Source organism: Methylocella sp. (assembly GCF_044226135.1).
GTDB lineage: Bacteria > Pseudomonadota > Alphaproteobacteria > Rhizobiales > Beijerinckiaceae > Methylocapsa.
In genome coordinates, this window is sequence record NZ_JBGAHM010000007.1 from 26119 (window position 1) to 43964 (window position 17846).

Annotated in this window: 18 protein-coding genes; 11 read left to right on the top strand and 7 right to left on the bottom strand. The window is 68.7% G+C overall.

Annotated features, from left to right (window positions below; genetic code table 11):
* The first annotated feature begins 21 nt into the window (after positions 1-21).
* The 4 genes from ACILRB_RS05175 to ACILRB_RS05190 all read left to right on the top strand — a co-directional run bounded on the left by ACILRB_RS05175 (position 22) and on the right by ACILRB_RS05190 (position 4404).
* A complete protein-coding gene (locus ACILRB_RS05175) occupies positions 22-1452 on the top strand; it encodes a hypothetical protein (protein WP_395665236.1) in 1431 nt (476 codons plus the stop codon).
* Positions 1434-2711, top strand: a complete 1278-nt coding sequence (locus ACILRB_RS05180) for a hypothetical protein (protein ID WP_395665237.1) — start codon at positions 1434-1436, stop codon at positions 2709-2711. The genes ACILRB_RS05175 and ACILRB_RS05180 overlap by 19 nt, the downstream gene beginning before the upstream one ends.
* Before the next feature lie 134 nt (positions 2712-2845).
* Complete coding sequence (gene dinB / locus ACILRB_RS05185) at positions 2846-4021, top strand: DNA polymerase IV (RefSeq protein ID WP_395665238.1); 1176 nt, start codon at positions 2846-2848, stop codon at positions 4019-4021.
* 107 nt (positions 4022-4128) lie between these two features.
* On the top strand, positions 4129-4404 hold the full coding sequence (locus tag ACILRB_RS05190; RefSeq protein ID WP_395665239.1) for a hypothetical protein: 276 nt from the start codon (positions 4129-4131) through the stop codon (positions 4402-4404).
* Between the two features lie 67 nt (positions 4405-4471).
* On the opposite strand, the gene ACILRB_RS05195 is transcribed toward ACILRB_RS05190, so the two are convergent.
* Entirely contained in the window at positions 4472-5524 is a 1053-nt protein-coding gene (locus tag ACILRB_RS05195; protein ID WP_395665240.1) for a UPF0104 family protein, read from the bottom strand.
* Positions 5525-5645: 121 nt separating this feature from the next.
* Positions 5646-6026 (bottom strand): flagellar export protein FliJ, encoded by a 381-nt coding sequence (locus ACILRB_RS05200; protein ID WP_395665241.1) that lies wholly within the window; start codon positions 6024-6026, stop codon positions 5646-5648.
* A 729-nt stretch (positions 6027-6755) separates the two neighbouring features.
* On the opposite strand from ACILRB_RS05200, the gene ctrA reads away from it, so the two are divergent.
* A complete protein-coding gene (gene ctrA / locus ACILRB_RS05205) occupies positions 6756-7457 on the top strand; it encodes a response regulator transcription factor CtrA (protein ID WP_395665242.1) in 702 nt (233 codons plus the stop codon).
* A gap of 128 nt (positions 7458-7585) precedes the next feature.
* Here the strand turns inward: ctrA and chpT are convergent, their stop codons facing one another.
* On the bottom strand, positions 7586-8260 hold the full coding sequence (chpT, locus tag ACILRB_RS05210) for a histidine phosphotransferase ChpT (protein WP_395665243.1): 675 nt from the start codon (positions 8258-8260) through the stop codon (positions 7586-7588).
* 333 nt (positions 8261-8593) lie between these two features.
* Between chpT and ACILRB_RS05215 the strand changes: the two genes are divergently transcribed.
* Positions 8594-10033, top strand: a complete 1440-nt coding sequence (locus ACILRB_RS05215; protein WP_395665244.1) for a short-chain fatty acyl-CoA regulator family protein — start codon at positions 8594-8596, stop codon at positions 10031-10033.
* A 13-nt stretch (positions 10034-10046) separates the two neighbouring features.
* On the opposite strand, the gene rho is transcribed toward ACILRB_RS05215, so the two are convergent.
* From rho to hemE, 3 genes are all read right to left on the bottom strand, one after another.
* Complete coding sequence (rho, locus tag ACILRB_RS05220; RefSeq protein WP_395665245.1) at positions 10047-11315, bottom strand: transcription termination factor Rho; 1269 nt, start codon at positions 11313-11315, stop codon at positions 10047-10049.
* Positions 11316-11582: 267 nt separating this feature from the next.
* Positions 11583-12008, bottom strand: a complete 426-nt coding sequence (gene hemJ / locus ACILRB_RS05225; RefSeq protein ID WP_395665246.1) for a protoporphyrinogen oxidase HemJ — start codon at positions 12006-12008, stop codon at positions 11583-11585.
* Complete coding sequence (gene hemE / locus ACILRB_RS05230) at positions 12005-13057, bottom strand: uroporphyrinogen decarboxylase (RefSeq protein ID WP_395665247.1); 1053 nt, start codon at positions 13055-13057, stop codon at positions 12005-12007. Before hemE ends, hemJ begins: the two co-directional genes overlap by 4 nt.
* A gap of 552 nt (positions 13058-13609) precedes the next feature.
* On the opposite strand from hemE, the gene ACILRB_RS05235 reads away from it, so the two are divergent.
* From ACILRB_RS05235 to dnaQ, 5 genes are read left to right on the top strand one after another with little or no spacing between them, the layout of a single operon-like run.
* Positions 13610-14443 (top strand): pyruvate, water dikinase regulatory protein, encoded by an 834-nt coding sequence (locus ACILRB_RS05235; protein WP_395665248.1) that lies wholly within the window; start codon positions 13610-13612, stop codon positions 14441-14443.
* Complete coding sequence (locus ACILRB_RS05240) at positions 14440-15060, top strand: Maf family protein (protein ID WP_395665249.1); 621 nt, start codon at positions 14440-14442, stop codon at positions 15058-15060. The genes ACILRB_RS05235 and ACILRB_RS05240 overlap by 4 nt, the downstream gene beginning before the upstream one ends.
* Positions 15057-15908 (top strand): shikimate dehydrogenase, encoded by an 852-nt coding sequence (locus ACILRB_RS05245; protein WP_395665250.1) that lies wholly within the window; start codon positions 15057-15059, stop codon positions 15906-15908. The genes ACILRB_RS05240 and ACILRB_RS05245 overlap by 4 nt, the downstream gene beginning before the upstream one ends.
* Before the next feature lies 1 nt (position 15909).
* Positions 15910-16545 carry a dephospho-CoA kinase gene (gene coaE / locus ACILRB_RS05250; protein WP_395665251.1) on the top strand — a complete coding sequence of 212 codons (636 nt, stop codon included), beginning with the start codon at positions 15910-15912 and terminating at the stop codon, positions 16543-16545.
* Positions 16546-16558: 13 nt separating this feature from the next.
* A complete protein-coding gene (dnaQ, locus tag ACILRB_RS05255) occupies positions 16559-17269 on the top strand; it encodes a DNA polymerase III subunit epsilon (RefSeq protein WP_395665252.1) in 711 nt (236 codons plus the stop codon).
* Between the two features lie 125 nt (positions 17270-17394).
* Here the strand turns inward: dnaQ and ACILRB_RS05260 are convergent, their stop codons facing one another.
* Entirely contained in the window at positions 17395-17616 is a 222-nt protein-coding gene (locus tag ACILRB_RS05260) for a hypothetical protein (RefSeq protein WP_395665253.1), read from the bottom strand.
* Positions 17617-17846: the final 230 nt, after the last annotated feature.

A 17846-nucleotide genomic window follows, 5' to 3' on the forward strand; every position in this document is an offset into this window, starting at 1 on the left:
ACACATGAAGCGCGCCAACACATGGAGCGCGCCAACAATGGAGCGCGCCAACAATGGAGCGCGCCAAAACACGGGGCGCGCGACGGGGAGCCGGGAGCAGGGCGCCAAAAAGGGAGCCAGGAAAACGACGCCCGGCGCAAGGCGCAAAACGGCGCGGGAGCGCGCCCCCCGCCCTCCCGCGCCAGCAACATGGCTGGCCCGCGCGGGCCAGAACGTCGCGCGGCAAAACGGCTTGAAGCGCAGGATTTTCTGGCGCAGTTCGGCCGGCACGAGCGCGCGCGCGAAGGCGCGGGCGCGGCGCTTCATGTCGAAATAGCGCCCGAGCGCCGGCGCCTCGATCTCGGCGATGCGGCCCGGCAGCAGCAGCACCCGCCCGCCCTCCGGGTGGCGCAGGCCGATCCGCGCCGCGGCGATGGTCGCGAAATGGGCGTTGTCCTGCCCGACGATCCCGCCGCAGGCCGAGAGCAGCCCCACGTTCTTCGCCGCCGTGAACGTCTCCTGCGCCGAAAGCTCGGGGCTGCGAAAGAGCATCTTGTGGTTGGCGTTGTCGTAGCGGCGCTCCTCATGGTCGAAGATCACGCGCACGCCCGGCGGCGGCTCGATCTCGTCGAGCGCCTTCGGGCTGTCGCTCGCGAGAAAGAGCGACTCGAAGCGCCAGCGCCCGTAAACCTTCGCGATCGCCGCGTTGAAATGGCGCGACGGCACATAGGCCGTCTCGACGGTCTTGTCGCCGCGGCGGAAATGGACGCCGAGCGTCGTCTCGCCGACGCCGAGCCGCGCCCGCGCCGCCTCGATCTCGTCGGCGACCCGCGGCGCGAAGGCGACGACGCCGCCCTCGGCGGCGAGCGCCGCGTCGGCCGCGTCGTTGGCGAAGCGCAGGAAAGGCTCGTCCTGCGCGCGCGTCGGATCGTAGAGGGTTTCGGCGGCCAGCGCCTGCGGCGGCGGCGGCGCGCTTTGCGGCGCAAAAGTCTGGCCATAGGGCGGATCGTCGTCACGCGAGAACACCGCGCGCCGCCCCGTCGCCAGCGCGAGCTCAAGCCCCATGACGCGATGCGCGATCTGGCCGCCATAGCCGATCGGAATCTGCTCGATCAGGAGAAAGCGGTCGGCCTGCTGAAACTGCAGGCGGTCGAGGGCGTCGTGGACAAGCTGGGGGGAGAAATCCGTCATATGCGACCGCCGAAGAGAAATCCGCCCGCCGCGAGGGCGGGCGCCACGCCTTTTCCTATACGCCGCGCCTGTGGAAATCATCCATCAAGCCCGCGCAATTCGAAGCGCCTGCGGGCGGGGCCGGCGCGCTCAAGCGAAAGCGAAGGCGTTTTCCGCAAAAGGGCCTCGCCGTCGCGCCGCGCCGTCGCCATTATGCGCCGCGGCCGGCCGGGCCGCCCGGGCGCCGGCGGAGCCGCGCCGTTCAACCTTGCGACAGGGAGCCGATGGGCCGCACTTTTCTGATGATCCGCTCCGTCGGCTTCGCCCTATTCACGAAGCTCAGCGGCGCGGCGACGGTGTTCGTCGCGCTGCCGCTCGTCGCGCGCGGGGTCTCGGCGCAGGACTATACGGCCTTTCTCACGGCCATGAACGTCGCGGCGGCGATCGGCCTCGTCTTCGCGCCCTTCGGCGTGCTGTTCATCCGCGACATCGCCCACGCTTTCGCCAGCGACGACCCGAAGGCGCCGATGGAGGCGACGCGGCGCTGCTTCAGCGCCCATGCGGCGCTGTCGCTCGTCGTCGCGGCGCTGTTCGCGCTCGCCGGCGCCCTATGGGCCGCGCTCTACGGACTCAAGCCCGCCATCGTCGTCGGCGTCGCGCTGAATTTCCTTCAGATTGCGGCGGGCTTCGGCCAGATCTACCGCATCGCGGAGCGCACCGACCATGTGACGAGCCTCGTTCAGACCGCCGCCAATCTCGCGCTCGTCGGGGGCCTGCTCGCGCTCGCCCATTTCGGGCGGCTCAACGACATGACCGTCTGCCTCGTCTATTTCGGCGCGCCCGCCCTCGCCGATCTCTGCGTCTTTCTCCAGGTCGCGGCGACGCGCGGCCTTTCGCCGAAAATCGGCAAAAACGCCTTCGCGGCGCTCTGGGCGCGCGCGCCGGAAAGCCTGCCGCTCTTTCTTTCGCCGTTCGCCGACTATGTGAAGATCTACGCCTCGGCGATGATCGCGCTCGCCGTCGCCGGCGCCCATGACTATATCGTGTTCTCGACCAGCGTCCTGTTCATCGCGCGGCTCGTCAACCCGCTGACGCTCGTCACCCGGCCGCTGATGCCGGCCTTCATCGACGCGCTGCAGCGGCGCGACGCGCTCTGGCTCAACGGCCTGCGCCGGGCGCTGTTTGCGGCCGCGGGGCTCGGCGCCGCCGTCGCCGCCACGCTGCCGTTCGTCGTCAACCGCGACCTGCTCGCCCTCGCCCTGCCGAAGGAGGTCGGCGAGGTTTCGGCGGCCTTCGTGCTCGCCTGCGCCTATTTCGCCTTCTCCTATGCGCTCGTCTCGCTGCTCGCGCCGCTCTACATCGGGGCGCGCCGGGCGGTGCCCTACGGCGTCGTCAATCTCGCCTTCACGCTCGCCGGCGCGGCGGCGGGCGCCCTTCTCGCGCTGCGCTTCGGCGCGCAGGGCATGATGAGCGCCATGGCCGGCTTCGGCACGATCTCCGTGCTCGTGCTGCTCGCCTCGATGGACTGGGGCGCGGCGCGAAAGCCCGGTCAAAAACCCTGAGGCCCGCCGCCCGCCGGCGCGGCGAAAGCCTGCGGGCAGGATGCGGGCTTGCGAACAAAACATGAATAGACGAAAATTCGGGCGGCGCGGCGATTCGCGGCGCGCCGTCCCGAAGCGCCAGCCCCGAACCCCTCATGCTCGACGCGACGCCCTTTCGCCGTCAGGCGCAGCCGGCCCGCCCGCCCCTTGAGGCCGAGGCCGCGCCCGAAACGCCGGCCCGGCGTGTGCGAAAAATCATTCACGTCGACATGGACGCCTTCTTCGCCTCGGTCGAGCAGCGCGACGACCCGTCGCTGCGCGGCAGGCCCGTCGCCGTCGGCGGGGCGCGGGCGCGCGGCGTCGTCGCGGCGGCGAGCTATGAGGCGCGCGCCTTCGGCGTGCGCAGCGCCATGCCTTCCGTCACGGCGCTGCGCAAATGCCCCGACCTCGTGTTCGTCAAGCCGCGCTTCGACGTCTACAAATCCGTCTCGCGCGAGATCCGGGCGATCTTTTCCGAACACGCCTCCCTCGTCGAGCCGCTTTCGCTCGACGAGGCCTATCTCGACGTGACCGAAAACCTGACCGGCGCGCCGTCGGCCACCCGGATCGCCGAGGAGATTCGCGCAAAGATCTTCGCCCGCACGGGCCTCACCGCTTCGGCCGGGGTCTCCTACAACAAGTTTCTGGCCAAGCTCGCCTCGGACCATAAAAAGCCCGACGGGCTTTTCGTGGTGCCGCCGGCCCGGGGCGAGGCCTTCGTCGAGCCGCTGCCCGTCGCGCGTCTGCATGGCGTCGGCCCCGCGACCGAGGCGCGCATGAAGAGGCTCGGAATCGAGACCGTCGCCGACCTGAAGGCGCTGCCGCTCGGCCTGCTGCAGGAGCGCTTCGGCAAGGCCGGCGCCTATTATTACGGGATCGCCCGCGCCATCGACGAGCGGCCGGTGCGGCCGGACCGGATCCGCAAATCGCTCGGGACCGAGAGCACCTTCTTCGAGGATCTGCATGGCTTCGAGGCGATGCGGCTCGCGCTTCTGCCGATTCTCGACAAGCTCTGGCGCCAGGCGCAGGCGCTGGGCGTCTCGGGCCGCACGGTGACGCTCAAGGCCAAGACGGCGGATTTCAGGATTTTTTCGCGCAGCCGCTCGCGGTCCGAGCCGGTGCCGGAGCGCGCCGCGCTCGAGGCCGAAAGCCTCGCCCTGCTGCGGCCGCTCCTGACGGAGGCCGCGTCGCCCCTGCGTCGCGGCGTCAGGCTGCTCGGCGTCACGCTCGGCGCGCTGAGCGGGCCTGACCTTCGGCCCGCGCCGCGCCAGCTCGACCTCGGGCTCAGCTGACGGCCGGGCGCGCCGGCCCGGTGCGCGCCCGCACAGAGAGCCGCGCGGCATAAAACTAGTCTTTCTGCATCGGCGGCGGATGGAGCCGCCCCGACGGAGAGACGACAATGACCGCAGCTCGCAAGACTTTCGCCGCCGGCCTCGCGGCCCTCGCCCTCGCCGGCGCCGTTTCGGCGTCCTCCCCCGCCGCCGCCGGCCCGTGGCGCGCCTATCATCCCTGGGGCTGGGGCGTCGGCGCCGCCGCCGCGGGCATCGCGATCGGCGCGGCCGCCGCCGCCGCGACTCCTTATTATTACGCGCCGGCCTGCTATTTCAGCCGCCAGCCCGTCGTCGACGCCTATGGCGAGGTGGTCGGCTTCCGCCGCGTCCGTGTCTGCAACTAGGCGCGTCCGGGTTTTCCCGAGCCAAAACCCCGGGGTTCCCGCCCGGGGTTTTCGCCGTTTTGGCCCCTCAAACGGCGTCGGCGCCGCGGCCTTCGATCTTTTCGCGCGCCGCGGCAGAGGCGCCGGCGTCGCCGCGCGTCTCCTGCGCCAGCTCAGGCCTTTCATGGGCGAGCGTCTCGCGCAGCCTCGATTTCTCGAAGGCGACGACGATCACGAGCGAGATCATGAGCGGGATGATGAGATAGAGCAGCCGGAACACGAGCAGGGCGGTCAGCACCTCGACCTGCGGCGTCGCCGGCATGGCCTTGATGAACAGGATCTCGAACACCCCGAGCCCGCCCGGCGCGTTGGAGACGAGCGCCGCCGAGAAAGAGGCGAGGAACACGCCAAGGACCACGAAGAAGCCGGGGTTCGCGGCCTCGGGCAGGGCGAAATAGATGATGCCGGCCGCGCCCAGAAGCTCGAGCGGCGCGGCGATCATCTGGCGCAGGGCGATGTCGGGGCGCGGATATTCGAGCCTGAAGCCGCGCAGCACCAGCGGCTTCAGGCGCAGCACGGAGCCGACGTTGTAGAGCGCCACGAAGGCCAGAAGCCCGAGGCCGACGACGAAGGCCGTGGTCGGATTGGTGAGGAGCCCCGGCAAAAAGCCCGAAAAGCGCGACAGCAGCTGCGGCTCATAGACCAAAAGAAGCCCGCCGAGAAACATCGAGCCGAGCGCGAAGGTGAAGGAGCAGAGCGCGACCAGCACCGCGACCTGCGCCGCGCTGAGGCCCTTGGCGCTATAGGCCCGGTAGCGCACCATGGCGCCCGAAAACACCGTCGCGCCGATGTTGTGGGCGAGCGCATAGGTCGTGAACGAGCACAGGCCCGCGAACAGCCAGGAGACGTTGGAGACGCCAAGATGACGCAGCGCGATCTTGTCGTACCAGGCGAGCGCGGCGTAGGCGACGAGCGTGGAGGCGATGGCGAGCGCCCAGTGCGCCGGCGAGATGGACGAGAAGGCGCGCCACAGCCCCGGCCAGAGGTTCTGTCCGCGGAACTCCTGATAGAGCATGACCAGCGAAACGACGACGGCGGCGACGCCGACGACGGGCCAGACGAAATCGAGAAGTCGTTTCATGATCTCCCGCCGCGGCCCCAAAGATCCCGGCGGAAGTTCTAGCCCCGTTTCGCCCGCGAAGGAAACCTCGGCCGTCGAGAAAGCCGGCGTTCGCTTCAGGGGCGCGGCTCAGGCTTATGGTTCAGCCGTGGGCGGCGCGCAGCCGCCCCGGCGCGTCTTCGGCGCCGGCGTCCGTGGCGGCGCGGCCGTCGCCCTCGGCCCTTTCGAGATCGGCGACGGCCTCGCCGAGGCGGTCGCGGGCGTCGTCGAGCTGGGCCATGAGGTCGCGGGCCGAGCGCTCCAGATTGTCGCGCCGCGCCCGCGCCGCGCGGGCGTAGGTCGGATAGGCGAAATGGCTCGCGTCGAAAATTCCGGCGCGCTGCTCCTCGACGGCGATCTCCTGCTCGAGCTCATGGGCGATCCGGGTGAATTCCGTCGCCATGGATTCGATCTGGGCGACGCGCCGGCGTTTTTCCTCGACATGGAATCTCTTGAGGCGAAGGACGGACTCCTGCAGCTTCATCTTGGTTCTCACCTCTCAAGGCGGGGCGGGCCGCGACGCGGCGGCGTCGGGCGTTTCGACCGCGTCAGTCCTCGCCGCGTCAGTCCCCGAAGTCTTCGTTCCGCAGCCGGCGCGGCGGTTCGGGCGACGAATCCACGGCGCGCGATCGGATGAGACGCCATGAGATCGTCAGCCATGAAACCCTACGCATGCGAATCGCGCGCTTTCGCCCGCCCGGCCAAAACCGTCCGAACGTCCGGCGGCTTCGGCTTCACGCAAGGATGCAGGATGAAACTTGCCCATTCGTTACTCACGCGCCGGCGTCGTTCACGCGGGCCGGCCGGACCAGGCGGAAATTCGCCGCTTTCGGGCCGGACATTCGGCGTCCGGGACGGCTTTTGCGGCGCGGGCGAAACGCCGTTCGGCGGGCATTGAGGCGAGCCGTTAATGTTTTTATTAACCAATGGACGTTAACGTTACGAAACTCGAAGGATGCGCGGAAAGCCGCGCCGGGCCTTCGGCCAGGCGCCCGGTCCAGCCGCTCCGCGGCTTGCGCTCCGGGCTTCTGTCCAGAGGCCTCGCATCCGGGCGAGACGGGCGATTTCGGGGCGGCTCCGCGCGTTCGGCGGGTCCGCGGTTTCAGGAGCCGCGCGCTCCGGCGGCGGGCCGCGATCGGCGGGCGCCCAAGAGACGCGGCCGGGGCGAACTGCGCGCCGGCAGGCGACCGACGGGCAAGGTGGGGGACCTCAGATGCGCGTTCTATTGATCGAAGACGACAGCGCCACCGCGCAGAGCATCGAACTGATGCTGAAGTCGGAAAACTTCAACATCTACACGACCGACCTCGGCGAAGAGGGCGCCGACCTCGGCAAGCTCTATGACTACGACATCATCCTGCTCGACCTGAACCTGCCCGACATGTCGGGCTATGAGGTGCTGCGCCAGCTCCGCAACGCCAAGGTCAAGACGCCGATCCTGATCCTGTCGGGCTTCGCCGCCATCGAGGACAAGGTGAAGGGCCTCGGCATCGGCGCCGACGACTATCTGACCAAGCCCTTCCACAAGGACGAGCTCGTCGCCCGCATCCACGCCATCGTGCGCCGCTCGAAGGGCCACGCCCAGTCGGTGATCGCGACCGGCGACCTCATCGTCAATCTCGACCAGAAGACGGTCGAGGTCGACGGCGCGCGCGTGCATCTGACCGGCAAGGAATATCAGATGCTCGAGCTGCTCTCCCTGCGCAAGGGCACGACGCTGACCAAGGAGATGTTCCTCAACCATCTCTATGGCGGCATGGACGAGCCCGAGCTCAAGATCATCGACGTGTTCATCTGCAAGCTGCGCAAGAAGCTCGCCAACGCGAGCCAGGGCCGCAATTATATCGAGACCGTCTGGGGCCGCGGCTATGTGCTGCGCGAGCCCACCGACGACGACGAGCGGATCACCGCTTAAGGCTTTCCCCCGCGCCTGCACGCGGCGGCCGCAGGGCCGCCGTTTTTTCTTTTCCACGGAATGCCCGCCAGGTCGTGACGCGAACAGGCGCCGCCCGGCCTTGAAACTCCCGGCCTGACGCGAACGCCTCAGGCCGCGGCGGTCGCCGGATTTTCGCCCGCGGCGCGACGCGCCTCGATCGTCACGGCGTCCTGCGCCGTTTCGACCGCGAGCGCGAGCCCGGCCGAGGCGGCGACGAGCGCCGCGTAATGCGGCTGGATCGCATGGGCGTCGATCGCCTCGCGCGGCGCGCCCGAAAGGATCGCCGCCACATGCGGCGCGAGCTTGGCGTTGGGGCCCCGCGCGCCCACCCTGAGCACCAGGCCGTCGGCGCTCATGTCGCCTTCGCTTTCGACCAGAATCTCGCCGCCGCGCGGGATCGCCGCCGCCGCGACGAGGCACAGGTTGAGCGTCAGCTTGACCCGGTTCTTCGGCGCGAGCGCGCGCGGCACGCGCCAGTCGATCCTGAGCTTCGGGTCGCTCAACAGGCCGCGCAGCACCTTTTCGGCGTCGCCCGTGTCGATCGAGGCCCCGGCCGAGCCCGCCGCGCCGAAGGCGAGACGCGAAAACTGCAGCCGCGCCGAGGCGTTCTCGGCGCTCGCGCGAATGAGGCCCAAAACCTCCTCGCGCATCGCCGGGTCTTTTTCCTCTTCGAGCATTTCGAGCCCGTTCACCACGGCGCCCACGGGGCTGATGACGTCATGGCACACGCGCGAGCAGAGCAGCGCCGCGAGGTCGAGCGGATCGAGAGCAAATGCGGTCATGGGCCTTCAACCGGTTCAGGAGCGGCGGACGCCCTGACGCCCGCTCGCGGAAGGGCGAGCCTAGCCGAACATGCTTAACAAATCATCGACAAGGCGCTTCGACAGGGCGCTTCGACAGGGGCGGCCCGCGGCGGCCGGACAGGCGCTTTTGTCAAGTCGTCCACATGCATAAAGCTGCTGAAGATTGACATCCCGCGTTAACCGAGCCGAGGATGAGTCCAGAAATTCAGAAGGAATTTCCTTCCGCGCCAGACTTTTGGCCGCGGGTCCAGGACTTCTTTTCGGAAAATCCTCAACCTGATTTTGTCAACGAGTTTTACAAAGGCCGCCAGCATGGGCGACACGGCGCCAAGAAAAATCTTTGCCGGACCCCGCCTCAAGCGCCTGCGCCGCGAACGCCGCCTGACCCAGGCGCGCATGGCCGACGAGCTCGACGTCTCGCCAAGCTATCTCAACCTGATGGAGAGCAACCAGCGGCCGATCACGGTGCAGGTGCTGATCCGCCTCGCCGACGTCTATGGCGTCGACCCGCGCGACTTCATGGAGATCGAGGGCGAGCAGTCGGTCGGCGACGTCGAGCAGATTCTGGCCGATCCGCTGTTTCGCGACACGACCGTGCCCCGCGCCGAGGTGCGCGACGCGGCCGAGAATTCGCCGGCCCTCGTCGCCGCCATGGTCAAGCTCTATCGCGCCTATTCCGACGCGCGCGAGGCGACCGAGGCCGGCGTGTTCTCGGGCTCGGAGCGCGACCGCGCCGATTCGCCGCTTGGCGAAAACCCGATAGACAAAGTGCGCGGCATCCTGCACGACCAGCGCAATCATTTTCCCGACATCGACGGGGCGGCCGAAAGCTTCGCGGCGGGCCTGCCGGTCGAGACGCATGGGCTCTACGCCGCGCTCGTCGAGCATCTGCGCGCCCGGCACGGGGTGCGCGTGCGCGCGCTTCCGCTCGAAGTGATGGGCGACCGGCTGCGCTGGTACGACCACCACCGCAAGCAGCTCATGATTTCGGAGATCATGGACCAGCCGGGCCGCGCCTTCCAGGCCGCCTATCAGCTCGGCCTCGCCGAATTCGGCGGGCTTCTGACCGACGCCGCGCATCGCCTTGCCCCGGCGGACGACGTCGCCCGCAAGCTGTTGCGCGTGACGCTCGCCAATTATTTCGCCGCCGCGGTGATGATGCCCTACGCCCAGTTCCACGAATCGGCGGAGCTGACGGGCTATGACGTCGAGGTGCTCGCCGCGCGGTTCGGCGCGAGCTTCGAGCAGGTGGCGCATCGGCTCACCACGCTGTCGCGCCAGAGCGCGCGCGGCATCCCCTTCTTCATGCTGCGCGTCGACATCGCCGGCAACGTCTCGAAGCGCTTTTCGTCGGGGCGTTTTCCCTTCGCCAATTCGGGCGGCACCTGCCCGCTGTGGAACATCCACGCGACCTTCGCCAATCCGGGCCGGATCTTGACGCAGGCGATCGAGCTGACCGACGGCTCGCAATGGTTTTCGATCGCCCGCACGGTGCGCCGCTCGATGGCCCCCTGGGGGGCGGTCGAGCCGCGTTTTGCGGTCGCGCTCGGCTGCGAACTGAAGTTCGCGCGAAGGCTGATCTACGCCAAGCGGCTCGATTTCGACAATCCGGAGGCGGCGCCGATCGGGGTCCACTGCCGCCTCTGCGACCGCCAGAACTGCCCCCAGCGCGCCGCCCCCCCGGCCCTGCGCGCGCTGGTGGTCGACGAGCTGACGCGCAACGTCTCGCCGTTCCCGTTCAAGGACGTGTAGGCAGGCCCGCTCTTTACGTGTTCATCGCGTCGAAGAAGGTGGAATTCCCCTTCGGCGTCTCGCGCAGCTTGCCCATCAAAAATTCGATCGCGTCGATCGTGCCCATCGGGTTCAGGATGCGGCGCAGCACGTACATCTTCTTCAAAATGTCGGGCGGCACCAGCAGCTCCTCCTTGCGGGTGCCGGAGCGGGTGATGTCGATCGCCGGGAAGACGCGCTTGTCGGCCACCTTGCGGTCGAGGATGATCTCGCTGTTGCCGGTGCCCTTGAACTCCTCAAAGATCACTTCGTCCATGCGCGAGCCGGTGTCGATCAGCGCGGTGGCGATGATGGTCAGCGAGCCGCCTTCTTCGATATTGCGCGCCGCGCCGAAGAAGCGTTTTGGCCGCTGCAGCGCATTGGCGTCGACGCCGCCGGTCAGCACCTTGCCGGACGACGGCACCACCGTGTTGTAGGCGCGCCCGAGGCGGGTGATGGAGTCGAGCAGGATGACCACGTCGCGGCCATGCTCGACGAGGCGCTTGGCCTTTTCGATCACCATTTCGGCGACCTGCACATGGCGCACGGCCGGCTCGTCGAAGGTGGAAGAAACCACTTCGCCATGCACCGAGCGCTGCATGTCGGTGACTTCCTCGGGCCGTTCGTCGATCAGGAGCACGATCAGATAGCATTCGGGGTGATTGGCGGTCACCGACTGGGCGATGTTCTGCAGCAGAACCGTCTTGCCGGTGCGCGGCGGGGCGACGATCAGCGCGCGCTGGCCCTTGCCGATCGGGGCCACGATGTCGATCACGCGGGACGAAAAATCCTTGCGCGTCGGGTCCTCGATTTCGAGCTTCAGGCGCTCGTCGGGGTAGAGCGGCGTCAGATTGTCGAAATGGACCTTGTGGCGGACCTTTTCGGGGTCCTCGAAATTGATCGTGTTGACCTTCAGCAGGGCGAAATAGCGCTCGCCCTCCTTGGGGGAGCGAATCAGCCCCTCGACCGTGTCGCCGGTGCGAAGCCCGAAGCGGCGGATCTGCGAGGGCGAGACGTAAATATCGTCGGGGCCGGCGAGATAATTGGCGTCGGGCGAGCGCAGGAAGCCGAAGCCGTCCTGAAGCACCTCGATCACGCCTTCGCCGACGATCTCGACCTCACGGCTCGCGAGCTGCTTCAGGATCGCGAACATCAGCTCCTGCTTGCGCATGATCGAGGCGTTCTCGACTTCATGCTCCTCGGCGAAGGCGAGCAGTTCGGTCGGAGACTTGAGCTTCAAGTCTTGCAGTTTGATTTCCCGCATCGGGATGACGTCCTTGGAGAATGCGCGCTCCGCTCGGCGCAAGGCGGGGAGAGAATCTGGACCGAACATTCGCCCGGCCCCGGCCGATCGCGGGTGAAGAAACCAGCCGTTAAGTCCGGAAGCCCGACGGACGAAGCGCGTTTCGCGCCTGCGTCTCAGCCGAATGATCTTGCAGGGGGGAGCCCGGAAAATAGACCATCCCGCCCGCTTTGACAAGCAAGCCCTGCGCATGAGCAAGCAAGCTTCGCGCCGGTTTCGCGTGCGAGGCTAGAACGGCTTCAGCACCACGAGCGCCACGATGAAGATCATGAGCAGGGTCGGGACTTCGTTCAAGACGCGGAAGAAACGGGGGGAGCGGCGATTCGCCCCTTCGGCGAAGGCGCGCCGCTCGCGCTCCAGGACCACATGGACCGCGCTCATGGCGATCACGAGCGCGAGCTTGGCGTGAAGCCAGGGCGCGGCGAAAAAGCCGGCCGAGGCCGCGAGCCAAAGCCCCGAGACCCAGGCGACGAGCGCGGCCGGGGTCATGATCGCCTTCATCAGCCGGCGCTCCATGACGGCGAAGGTCTTCGCCGGCTCTTCGCCCTCGGGCCGGCCGGCGTGATAGACGAACAGCCGCGGCAGATAGAGCAGCCCGGCCATCCACGAGATGACGGCGAGCACATGCAGCGTCTTGACGAGCCCGTAGGTCACGCGCCGCCCCGCCGCACCAGTTCGACCAGCGCGCCGACATGTTCGGGCGGCGTCTGCGGCGTCACGCCATGGCCGAGGTTGAAGATATGCGGGCGCCCGTGAAAGGCCTCAAGGATGCGCCGCGCCGCCCGCTCCAGCGCGTCGCCGCCGGCGATCAGCGCGAGCGGGTCGAGATTGCCCTGCGTCGCCTGGCCGCGCGGCAGGGCGGCGGCCGCCCAGACGGGATCGACGCCGCTGTCGAGGCCGACGCCCTGAACCCCGGCCTTCTCGCCGAAATGCGCGAGCCGCGCGCCGATCCCCTTGGGAAAGCCGATCACCGGCGCGCGCGGGCTGACGGCGGCGGCGACAGCCCGGATCGGCTCAAGGCACCAGCGCTCATATTCGCCGGGCGCGAGCGCGCCGGCCCAGGTGTCGAAGATCTGGATCGCCTCGACGCCGGCGTCGATCTGGGCGTGGAGATAGGCGATCGAGGCTTCGGTCAACCGGTCGATCAGGCGCTGGAACAGCGTCGGGTCGCGATAGGCCATGAGCCGCGCCGGGCCCTGATCCGGCGTGCCGCGGCCGGCGACCATATAGCTCGCGACGGTGAAGGGCGCGCCGCAGAAGCCGATCAGCGTGGTTTCCGTGGGCAGGAGGCCGCGCAGGCGCCCGATGGTCTCGAACACCGGAGCGAGGCGGCCGAGGTCGATCGCCTCATGCAGACGGCCGAACCCGGCTTCGTCCTCGACCGGGTCGAGGCGCGGGCCTTCGCCGGCTTCGAAGCGCACGTTCTGGCCGAGCGCGTCGGGGACGACGAGAATGTCGGAAAACAGGATCGCGGCGTCAAAGCCATAGCGGCGGATCGGCTGCATCGTCGCCTCGGCGGCGATTTTCGGCGCATAGCAGAAGTCGAGGAAGCTCGGGGTCTGCGCCCGCAGCGCGCGATATTCGGGCAGATAGCGCCCGGCCTGACGCATGATCCAGATGGGCGGCGGAAAGACGGGCTCGCCCGCAAGGACGCGCAGGAGGCTCTTTCCGGCCGGCCGTTTCGCAGGGCTCACATCCTTCACAAGGCGGTCCTTAACAAAGAGAGAGTCTTAAAGAAGGATTTCTTTTTCTTCATATTGGGGCCTCGCTTAGTCCGGCGCAGCGCTTTCCACAATCGCTTTGTCGCCGGGGCCGCCTTTTCCCCGCAGTTCCGCGCGGCCCCCGCGTTAAGATTTCATTAAGGATCGGGCCGGGTTAACGGAGCTTTAAGCTTTTGCGGCGAAAACGACGCAGGCGCCCCGCGCCGCCAACTCACAGAGCTGTGAATTCCGCGTCCCCCGCGCCGCGGCTGTGACTCCTTTTGTGACTCCTTTTCAAGGCTTTGGGCGAAACCCGAGGCCGCGCTTGGGAAGCGGGGCCGTTTGCGCTAGATTGTCCACCACAATCCTCAGGGGTCTGGATAGCGCGCGGCGAGGCTGCGGCGCGCCGGCCCAAAGAGGCGCCGCGCGCCGAAGACGGCGAAACGTCCGGCGCAGGCCGCAATGACCGGCGCAGGATCAAACGTCCGGCGCAGGATGAATGACCGGCGCAGGATGAATGACCGGCGCAGGATGAATGACCGGGAGGAGAGACCCATGGCGCGTCAGCACGTCATCCTTCATCTCGTCTCGGACGCGACGGGAGAGACTCTCATCGCCGCGAGCCGGGCGGTGCTGGCCCAGTTCAAGGGCGTGAGCGTCGCCGAGCAGCTTCATCCGATGACCCGCACCGACGCGGAGCTCGACGCCGTGCTGCGCGAGATCGAGGCGCAGCCGGGCATCGTGCTGTTCACGCTCGTCGATCCGCGCCACGCCGAGCGCCTGCTTGCGGCCTGCGCGGCGATCGGCGCGCCCTGCCTTTCGATCCTCGCCCCGATCATGAACCTGTTCCAGTCCTATATCGGCGCGGCGGCGGCGCCGCGGCCCGGCGCGCAGCATTCGCTCAACGCCGATTATTTCCGCCGCATCGACGCGCTGAACTATACGCTGAGCCATGACGACGGGCAGATGTGCGACACCTATGAATCCGCCGACGTGGTGCTGATGGGCGTCTCGCGCACCTCCAAGACGCCGACGAGCATCTATCTCGCCAATCGCGGCGTCAAAACCGCCAACATTCCCTTCGTGCCGGGCGCGCCGCTGCCGCAGGCGGTCGAGAACCTGCGCAATCCGCTCGTCGTCGGCCTCGTCGCCTCGCCCGAGCGCATCGTCCAGATCAGGACCAACCGGCTTTTGACCATCGACGCCGACCCGTCCTCGCCCTATGTCGACCGCCGCCTCGTCGCCGAGGAGGTGGCGCAGTCGAAAAAGCTGTTCGACGCGCGCGGCTGGCCGATGATCGACGTCACCCGCCGCTCCATCGAGGAGACCGCGGCGGCGATCCTGTCGCTGCACAAGGCGCGCAAGGCCCGGGTCGCGCCCGCCGCATGAGCAGCGCCCTCTGGCTTGGCGCCGATCCGCTCGTCCTCGCCTCGCGCAGCGCCGCGCGCGCCGCGCTTCTCGCCGCCGCCGGCCTGCCCTTCGAGGCGCGGGCGGCCGACATTGATGAGCGCGCGGTCGAGGCGCCGCTTGTCGCGGCCGGCGCCGGCGCCTCCGGCGTCGCGCGCGCGCTCGCCAAGACCAAGGCGCTCGCCGTCTCGGCCGCGGCGCCCGGGCGCCTCGTCGTCGGCGCCGACCAGACGCTCGCCTGCGACGGACGTCTTTTCGTCAAGCCCGAGAGCCGCGCCGCGGCCGCCGCGGCGCTCGCCGCGCTGTCGGGGCGCGCGCATGAGCTTCATTCGGCGCTGTGCGCGGCCCGCGACGGACAGGTCCTGTTCGCCGCCGCGCCCGTCGCGCGGCTCCACATGCGCGCCCTTTCGTCGAAATTCATCGACGCCTATCTTGACGCGGCGGGCCCGGCCGTGCTCGGCAGCGTCGGGGCCTACCAGATCGAGGGAGCGGGGATGCATCTGTTCGAGAGGATCGAGGGAGATCATTCGACCATCCTCGGCCTGCCGCTTCTTCCGCTGTTCGGCTTTCTGCGCGACGAGGGCCTCATTCTCTCATGAGCGTGGTCTCTTCGCCCGCGCCGCGGGCCTTCGTCGCCGGCTGGCCGATCGCGCATTCGCGCTCGCCGCTCATCCATCGCCACTGGCTTGACGCGCTGGGGCTCGCCGGAAGCTATGAATCCGTCGCCGTCGCCCCGCTCGACTTCGCCCGCTTCGCGCGCGCCCTCGCCGACCAGGGCTTTGTCGGCGGCAACGTCACCGTGCCGCTCAAGGAGCGCGCCTACGCCTACGCCGACGAGAAAACCGAAATGGCGAGGCGGATCGGCGCGGCGAACACGCTCTGGCTCGAAAACGGGCGCCTCTGCGCCGACAACACCGACGCGGCGGGCTTCCTCGCCGCCCTCGACGACGAGATTCCGGGCTGGGACGACGTCGGCGGCGACGCCGTGGTGATCGGCGCGGGCGGGGCGGCGCGCGCCGTCGTCGCGGCGCTGCTGTCGCGCGGGCGCGACGTCACGGTCGTCAACCGCACGCTCGAAAACGCGCAGTCGATTTCGAGTTCGTTCCGGGGCCTGCCCGTCGCGCGCGACTGGGGCGGGCTCGACGCGGCGCTGCGCGGCGCCGGGCTCGTCGTCAACGCCACGACGCTCGGCATGAAGGGCGAGCCGCCGCTCGAGGTCGATCTCGCGCCGCTGCGCGCCGACGCGGTCGTCGCCGACATCATCTATACGCCGCTCGAAACCCGGCTCGTCGCGCAGGCGCGGGCGCGCGGCCTGCGCGCCTCGGGCGGCCTTGGCATGCTGCTGCGACAGGCGGCGCCGGCCTTCGCGCGCTTCTTCGGGGCGACGCCCGAGGTCACGCCGGAGCTGCGCCGCCTCGTCGAGGCCGACGTCGAAAAAGCCGCCTGAGATGTTCGTCCTCGGCCTCACCGGATCGATCGGCATGGGCAAGACCACCACGGCCGACGTGTTCCGCCGGCTCGGCGCGCCGGTGCATGATTCGGACGCCGCGGTCCATGCGCTCTACCGCGGCGAGGCGGTCGAGGCGGTCGAGGCGATGTTTCCGGGCGTCGCGCGCGAGGGCGCGATTGACCGCGCCCTGCTCGGCGCGCGGGTGCGCGACGATCCCGCCGCCATGGCCCGGCTCGAGGCGCTGGTCCATCCTCTGGTGCAGGCCAAGCGCGCGGACTTCCTGCGCGAGGCGCAGGCCGCCGGCCACACCATCGCCGTGCTCGACGTGCCGCTCCTGTTCGAGACCGGCGCCGACGCCGAATGCGACGCCTGCGTCGTCGTGTCCGCGCCCGAAGCTGTGCAAAAGCTGCGGGTGTTCGCGCGGCCCGGCATGACGCCGGAATGGCTTCAGGTCATTATGTCGAAGCAGATGCCCGACGCCGAAAAACGCCGCCGCGCGCATTTCGTGATCGACACCAGCCGCGGCCTCGCCGAGGCCGAGCGCCAGGCGGCGGCCGTGCTGCGCGCGGTCTCCGGCGCGGCCGCGGGCCGGGACTGCGCCCCGGGCTTCAGACCCGGCGGACAAAAGACGTGAAAGGCGAAACGGCGTGCGCGAGATCGTCCTCGACACGGAGACGACCGGGCTCGATCCGGCTCAAGGGCATCGCGTCGTCGAGATCGGCGCGGTCGAGATCCTGAACGCGATCCCGACCGGCCAGATTTTTCATGTCTATCTCGACCCCGAGCGCGACATGCCCGAGGAGGCGTTCCGCGTCCATGGGCTGTCAGGCGAATTTCTGGCGGGCAAGCCGGTGTTCGCCGCCGCCCTCGACGATCTGCTGAAATTTCTGGGCGAGGCGACGATCGTCGCGCATAACGCCGAATTCGACATGCGTTTCCTCAACGCCGAATTCGCGCGCGCCGGCGCGCCGCCGATCGGGCCCGAGCGCGTCGTCGACACGCTGGCGCTGGCGCGGCGCAAATTTCCAGGCGCCTCGAACAGCCTCGACGCGCTTTGCGCGCGCTTCGGCATCGACGCCTCGCGGCGCGTCAGGCACGGCGCCCTGCTCGACGCCGAGATTCTCGCCGACGTCTATGCGGAGCTGCGCGGCGGACGCCAGGCGGCGCTCGTGTTCGGCGCGGCGCAGGCCGGGCGCGCGGGCGCGGGCGCGGACGAGCTTTTGCGCGCGCGGCCCGAGCCGGCGGCCCCGAGGCTGACGCCGCAGGAGCTTGCGGCGCATGACGACTTCGTCGCCTCGCTCGGCGACAAGGCGCTGTGGCGGCGCTATCTCGCGCCGCCCGCCGACGCGGCCGAGTGAGCCGGAGCCTTTTCAGCGAAAGTTGCAGACTTTCGTGTAAAGAATATGCGCAAAAACAAGACGTCAGAGCGCGTTCGCGACTCGGTCACCGCCGAACGCGCTCCAGGCTTCGGCCGGACCAGGCTTCAGTGCGAAATGCATTGCTTGTAGTTGATGCGGCATCTCGTGCAGTGTTGCCCGCCCTCCGAGGTCTTGCAGCCGCGCTGGCAGGATTTGTACCTCGTCTGGCAATAGGCCCTGTGCTCCGACGTGTGGTGGGGCGTTCCCTGATGGGCGGCGGCGGCCGGGCCGGCGAAGGCGCAGGACGCAAGAAGCAGGGCGAACAGACGGGTCTTGTTTGAGCGCATGCGGTCGTTTCTTTCGGGTTTAGAGGGCGCGACGCGGGCTTTTGAGCGGCGAGGCCCGGGCCTGCGCCAAACTTAGGGACAGAATGGGCGCCGTCGCAAGCGCCCCGTCAGCCCGGCGGCCGTTTCAGAGGCTTGCTGAACAAAGAAATGGGCGACCGCCCAAATATTCCAAGGCTTTTCCTGTTGCTTTTTTGTCATGGCGGAAAGATTTTCAAAACTCGCAACACGGC

Coding starts and splice junctions, on each gene's coding strand:
- rho (WP_395665245.1), bottom strand. CDS start 11,315: ATGCGGGAAATCAAACTGCAAGACTTGAAGCTCAAGTCTCCGACCGAA.
- ACILRB_RS05180 (WP_395665237.1), top strand. CDS start 1,434: ATGGGCCGCACTTTTCTGATGATCCGCTCCGTCGGCTTCGCCCTATTC.
- ACILRB_RS05190 (WP_395665239.1), top strand. CDS start 4,129: ATGACCGCAGCTCGCAAGACTTTCGCCGCCGGCCTCGCGGCCCTCGCC.
- ctrA (WP_395665242.1), top strand. CDS start 6,756: ATGCGCGTTCTATTGATCGAAGACGACAGCGCCACCGCGCAGAGCATC.
- ACILRB_RS05215 (WP_395665244.1), top strand. CDS start 8,594: ATGGGCGACACGGCGCCAAGAAAAATCTTTGCCGGACCCCGCCTCAAG.
- ACILRB_RS05175 (WP_395665236.1), top strand. CDS start 22: ATGGAGCGCGCCAACAATGGAGCGCGCCAACAATGGAGCGCGCCAAAA.
- ACILRB_RS05235 (WP_395665248.1), top strand. CDS start 13,610: ATGGCGCGTCAGCACGTCATCCTTCATCTCGTCTCGGACGCGACGGGA.
- ACILRB_RS05245 (WP_395665250.1), top strand. CDS start 15,057: ATGAGCGTGGTCTCTTCGCCCGCGCCGCGGGCCTTCGTCGCCGGCTGG.
- ACILRB_RS05240 (WP_395665249.1), top strand. CDS start 14,440: ATGAGCAGCGCCCTCTGGCTTGGCGCCGATCCGCTCGTCCTCGCCTCG.
- ACILRB_RS05195 (WP_395665240.1), bottom strand. CDS start 5,524: ATGAAACGACTTCTCGATTTCGTCTGGCCCGTCGTCGGCGTCGCCGCC.
- chpT (WP_395665243.1), bottom strand. CDS start 8,260: ATGACCGCATTTGCTCTCGATCCGCTCGACCTCGCGGCGCTGCTCTGC.
- ACILRB_RS05260 (WP_395665253.1), bottom strand. CDS start 17,616: ATGCGCTCAAACAAGACCCGTCTGTTCGCCCTGCTTCTTGCGTCCTGC.
- ACILRB_RS05200 (WP_395665241.1), bottom strand. CDS start 6,026: ATGAAGCTGCAGGAGTCCGTCCTTCGCCTCAAGAGATTCCATGTCGAG.
- coaE (WP_395665251.1), top strand. CDS start 15,910: ATGTTCGTCCTCGGCCTCACCGGATCGATCGGCATGGGCAAGACCACC.
- dinB (WP_395665238.1), top strand. CDS start 2,846: ATGCTCGACGCGACGCCCTTTCGCCGTCAGGCGCAGCCGGCCCGCCCG.